Annotated in this window: 2 protein-coding genes; both read left to right on the top strand. The window is 73.4% G+C overall.

Features of this window, described 5'->3' with window-relative positions; genetic code table 11:
- Nucleotides 1–3,214, top strand: a 3,214-nt coding sequence (locus ABZY31_RS31005) for an SDR family NAD(P)-dependent oxidoreductase (RefSeq protein WP_356416988.1), incomplete at its 5' end; no start/stop codon positions are given.
- 60 nt (nt 3,215–3,274) lie between these two features.
- On the top strand, nt 3,275–5,556 hold a 2,282-nt coding region (locus ABZY31_RS31000; protein WP_356416986.1), incomplete at its 3' end, for a type I polyketide synthase.

The following is a 5,556-nucleotide window of genomic DNA, read 5'->3' as shown; positions in this document are numbered from 1 at the left end:
GGTGTTCGCCGACGCGCTGGATGCGGTCTGCGCACGGTTCGACCTGGACCTCCCGCTGCAGGACGTGCTGTTCGGATCGGACGCGCAGCTGCTGGGCCGTACGGAATACACGCAACCGGCGCTGTTCGCGGTCGAGGTGGCCCTCTACCGGCTCGTCGAGAGCCGGGGGCTGCGACCGGACTTCCTGTCCGGTCACTCCATCGGTGAGATCGCCGCCGCGCACGTCGCGGGTGTCCTCTCCCTCGATGACGCGTGTGTGCTCGTCGCCGCCCGGGGCCGCCTGATGCAGGCGTTGCCGTCCGGTGGTGCGATGATCGCGATCCAGGCCGCGGAGGACGAGGTCCAGCCGCTCCTCGCCGGAGCCGGCCGCGTCGGCATCGCCGCGGTCAACGGCCCGGAGTCGGTGGTCATCGCCGGTGACGAGGACGAGGCCACCTCGATCGCCGAGGTCTTCGAGGCGCGGGGCCGCAAGACCAAGCGCCTCACCGTCAGTCACGCCTTCCACTCCCCGCACATGGACGGCATGCTGGGCGACTTCCGCAAGGTCGTCGAGGGGCTCGCCTTCGCGGCGCCCCGCATCCCGGTCGTCTCCAACCTGACCGGTGCGCCGGTCACCGACGAGATGGGCTCGGCCGACTTCTGGGTCCGGCACGTCCGCGAAGCCGTCCGCTTCCTCGACGGGGTGCGCGCGCTTGAGGCCGCGGGCGTGACCGCCTACATCGAACTCGGGCCGGACGGTGTCCTCTCCGCCCTCGCCCAGGAATGCCTCATCGGCGACACCGCTGACACCGTCTTCGTACCCGCACTGCGCAAGGGCCGTCCCGAGGCGGAGGCCCTGAACACCGCTTTGGCGCTGTCCCACGCCCACGGCGTCACCGTCGACTGGAGCGCGTACTACGCCGGTACCGGCGCCCGCCGCGTCGACCTGCCGACCTACGCCTTCCAGCGGACGCGCTACTGGCTGGAGGAAGCCGCCCACCCGGTGTCCGCCGAGGCCGCTGCCGAGGCCGGCGGTGCGGTCGACGCCGCCTTCTGGGCCGCCGTCGACAACGAGGACCTCACCGCCCTCAGCGCCACCCTGGAGATCGACGCCGACCGCCCTCTGAGCGACCTGCTCCCGGCACTGTCCGCCTGGCGGCGCCGCAGCGCGGAGCGCTCGGTCGTCGACGGCTGGCGCTACGCCGTCACCTGGAAGCCGCTCGGCGACCCGCAGCCGGCCGCGCGTCCCTCGGGCACCTGGCTCGTCGTCACCACCGTGCCCGCCGGGCCCGGTTCCGCACTGCCCGGGGTCGCGGACGCCCTCCGGGCGCAGGGCGTCGACGTACGAGAGGTCGTCCTGGAGGCGGCCACGGCCGACCGTGCCATCGTGGCCGACCTGCTGGGCGCCGCGCTCGCAGGCGACCGGGCCGACGGCGTGGTGTCGCTGCTGGCCTTCGCCGAGGGTCCGCACCCGGTGCACCCGGCCGCACCGGCCGGGCTGCTCCTGACCGGGGCGCTCGTCCCGGCTCTCGGGGACGCCGGGGTCGACGCGCCGCTGTGGTGCGTCACCGCCGGGGCCGTCGCGACCGGACCTGCCGACCGGGTACGCAGCGCCGTGCAGGCACAGATCTGGGGATTCGGCCGGGTCGTCGCCCTGGAGCACCCGGAGCGCTGGGGCGGTCTCGTGGACCTGCCCGCCGGCGCGGACGGCCGGGCGATGGAGCGGCTGCTCGCCGTGCTCGGCGCGACGGACACCGCGTCCGGGTCCGCGTCCGGTTACGAGGACCAGGTCGCCGTGCGGTCGGCCGGGCTCCTCGCCCGCCGGATCGGCCACGCCGCCCCGGCGGCCGAGGACCGTGCCCCCTGGCGGCCCAGCGGAACCGTCCTGATCACCGGCGGCACGGGTGCGCTCGGCGCACACGTGGCCCGCTGGCTCGCCGCGCACGGCGCCGAGCACCTCGTCCTGGCGGGCCGCCGCGGGCCGCGGGCCGAGGGCGTCGACGCGCTGATCGCCGAGCTCGCCGCGCTCGGGGCCCGGGCCACGGCCGTCGCCTGCGACGTCACCGACCGGGAATCCCTCCGTACGCTCCTCGCCTCTCTGGGCGAGGACGGCTCCGGCCCGGCCCTGACCGCCGTGTTCCACACGGCGGGCGTCGGCCAGTACGCCCCGCTGGCCGAGAGCGGCCCCGGCGACCTCGCGGCGGTCCTCGCCGCGAAGGTCACCGGAGCCGAGCACCTCGACGAACTCCTCGGTGACACGGAGTTGGACGCCTTCGTCCTGTTCTCCTCCATCGCGGGCGTCTGGGGCAGCGGCGGTCAGTCCGCCTATGCGGCGGCCAACGCCCACCTCGACGCCCTGGCCCAGCAGCGCCGCGACCGCGGTCTCAAGGCCACGGCCGTGGCCTGGGGCCCGTGGGGCGAGGGCGGGCTCGTAGCCGACGAGGAGGCCGCGGAGCAACTGCGCCGCCGCGGCCTCCCGGTGATGGACCCCGAGCGGTCGATCGTCGCCCTCCAGCGGGCCCTCGACGCCGGGGACACGACAGTGACCGTCGCCGACGTCAGCTGGGACCTGTTCGTCCCGGTGTTCACCGCGGCCCGTCCGCGCCCGCTGATCGCCGACCTCCCCGAGGTACGGCGCGCACTGGCCGCCGGGCAGCCGGAGCACGGCACCGTGACGGGCGGCGACGCCGGTACCGGAGCCGGACCGGAGCGGCTGCTCGCCGATGTGCGGGGCATGACCCCCGACGAGGCGGAACGGACCCTGCTCGGCCTGGTCCGCGAGCACGTCGCCGCGGTCCTCGGCCACGACGGGGCTGCCACGATCGCCGCGGGTCGCGCCTTCAAGGAGCTCGGCTTCGACTCGCTCGCCGCGGTCGACCTGCGCACCCGGCTCGGTTCCGCCACCGGATTGCGCCTGCCCGCGAGCCTCGTCTTCGACCACCCCACCCCCGCCGCCCTGGCCGCCCACGTCCGTACCGAACTCCTCGGCGAGGACGCCGTGCCCGCGCTCCCGGCGATCACGGAGATCGACAAGCTGGAGATCCTCCTCTCGTCGGTACCCGAGGACGCGGCCGCCGAGCGCGCCCGTGTCACGGAACGGCTCGAAACGCTCCTGGCGAAGTGGGCCAGGACCGACCCGGCCGCCCAGGCCGCGCAGGACGAGGAATCCGCCATCGAATCGGCGTCAGCCGAAGACCTCTTCGACATCATCAACAACGAATTCGGAAAAGCCTGATCTTGATGCCCGATCAGATGACCGCAAGCAAGCCGCATTTCTCCAGGAGGTGACGTTCCAGTGGCCGGCACGAACGAAGAAAAGCTTCTCGAAAACCTGAAGTGGATGACCACGGAGCTGCGGCGGACCCGCCGCCGTCTCCAAGAGGTCGAGCAGGACGCCCATGAACCCCTCGCGATCGTCGCGATGAGCTGCCGTTTCCCCGGCGGTGTGCGATCCCCCGAGGACCTGTGGCGACTGGTCGACGGCGCCGGTGACGCCATCACGGGCTTCCCCGAGGACCGCGGTTGGGACATCGGCTCCCTCGCCGACCCCGACCCCGACCGCAAGGGCACCTTCTACAACTCGGGCGGCGGATTCCTCGCCGACGCCACCGCTTTTGACCCGGGATTCTTCGGCATATCGCCGCGCGAGGCCCTGGCGATGGACCCCCAGCAGCGCCAGATCCTCGAAACCTCCTGGGAGGTCTTCGAGCGCGCCGGAATCGACCCCGCGTCCGTGCGCGGCAGCCGTACCGGCGTCTACATCGGCGCCGGAGCCATGGGCTACGGGGCCGACCTGCGGGAGGTCCCCGAAGGACTCGAAGGGCTGCTGCTGACCGGTGGCGCGACCAGCGTGCTGTCCGGCCGCGTTTCCTACGTCCTCGGCCTGGAGGGCCCGGCCGCCACCATCGACACGGCCTGCTCCTCCTCCCTGGTCGCCCTGCACCTCGCCGGGCAGTCCCTGCGGCAGCGCGAATGCTCGCTCGCCCTGGTCGGCGGCGTCTGCGTGATGCCCACACCGGACGTCTTCGTCGAATTCAGCCGCCAGCGAGGCCTGTCCGCCGACGGCCGCTGCAAGTCCTTCGCGGCCGCGGCCGACGGCACCGGCTGGTCCGAGGGGGTCGGCGTCCTGCTCGTGGAGCGGCTCTCCGACGCCCGCCGCAACGGCCACCCGGTGCTCGCGGTGATCCGCGGTTCGGCCGTCAACCAGGACGGTGCGAGCAACGGCCTGACCGCCCCCAACGGCCCCGCCCAGCAGCGCGTCATCCGCGAGGCCCTGGAGAGCGCCCGGCTCTCGGCCGCGGAGATCGACGTCGTGGAGGCCCACGGCACCGGTACCCGTCTCGGCGACCCCATCGAGGCCCAGGCGCTGCTGGCCACGTACGGGCAGGAGCGCCCGGAGGGCCGGCCGCTGCTCCTGGGATCGCTGAAGTCCAACATCGGCCACACCCAGGCCGCCGCGGGCGTCGCCGGCATCATCAAGATGGTCATGGCGATGCAGCACGGGGTCCTGCCCAAGACCCTCCACGTCGACGAGCCCACCCCCGACGTCGACTGGTCCGCCGGAGCCGTCTCGCTGCTCACCGAGCCCATGGCCTGGCCCCGGACCGGTGCACCGCGCCGCGCGGCCGTCTCCGCCTTCGGCGTCAGCGGCACCAACGCTCACACGATCATCGAGCAGGCACCGACGGAGGAGGTCTCCGAGGGCGAAGAGGCAGCCCCGGCCCCGGTCCGGCCCGCCCTGCTGCCCTGGACGCTGTCCGGTCGCAGCGCCGCCGCCCTCCGGGACCAGGCCGCACGGCTGATCGCCGCCCGCAGCGGGGCGGCCGCCGGCTCCTCCGCCCTGGACCTCGGCCACTCCCTCACCACCACCCGGGCCGCCCTGGAGCACAGGGCCGTCCTCATAGGCCGTACCGACGCCGACCTCGACGGCGCGCTCGCGGCGCTGGCGGCGGGGGAGGAGGCCGCGGGCCTGGTCACGGACACCGTGGCCGAGGGCCGGACGGCGTTCCTCTTCTCCGGTCAGGGCAGTCAGCGACTCGGGGCAGGGCGTGAGCTGTACGCCGCCTTCCCGGCATTCGCGGCCGCCTTCGACGCGGTGTGCGAGCGGATGAAGCTCGAACTGCCCCTGAAGGACGTGCTGTTCGGCGACGATGTGGCCGTCCTGGACCGTACGGAGTACGCGCAGCCCGCGCTGTTCGCGGTCGAGGTGGCGCTGTACCGCCTCATGGAAGGCTGGGGGCTGACGCCGGACTTCGTCGCGGGTCACTCGGTTGGTGAGATCGCGGCCGCGCATGTGGCGGGTGTGTTCTCGTTGGAGGATGCGTGTGCGCTGGTCGCCGCTCGTGGGCGTCTGATGCAGGTGTTGCCTTCGGGTGGTGTGATGGTGGGGGTGCAGGCGTCGGAGGACGAGGTCCTGCCGTTGCTGTCCGAGCGGGTGAGCATCGCCGCTGTCAACGGGCCTGCGTCGGTCGTGATCGCGGGTGACGAGGATGCCGTGCTGGCGGTGGTGGCTTCGTTCGCCGGCCGCAAGGCGAAGAGGCTGACGGTCAGTCATGCCTTCCACTCGGCGCACATGGA

The sequence above is a fragment of the Streptomyces sp. NPDC006529 genome (assembly GCF_040611795.1).
Classification (GTDB): Bacteria; Actinomycetota; Actinomycetes; order Streptomycetales; family Streptomycetaceae; genus Streptomyces.
The sequence above is the reverse complement of the archived record's forward strand: the minus strand, read 5'-3'. Positions and strand labels throughout refer to the sequence as shown.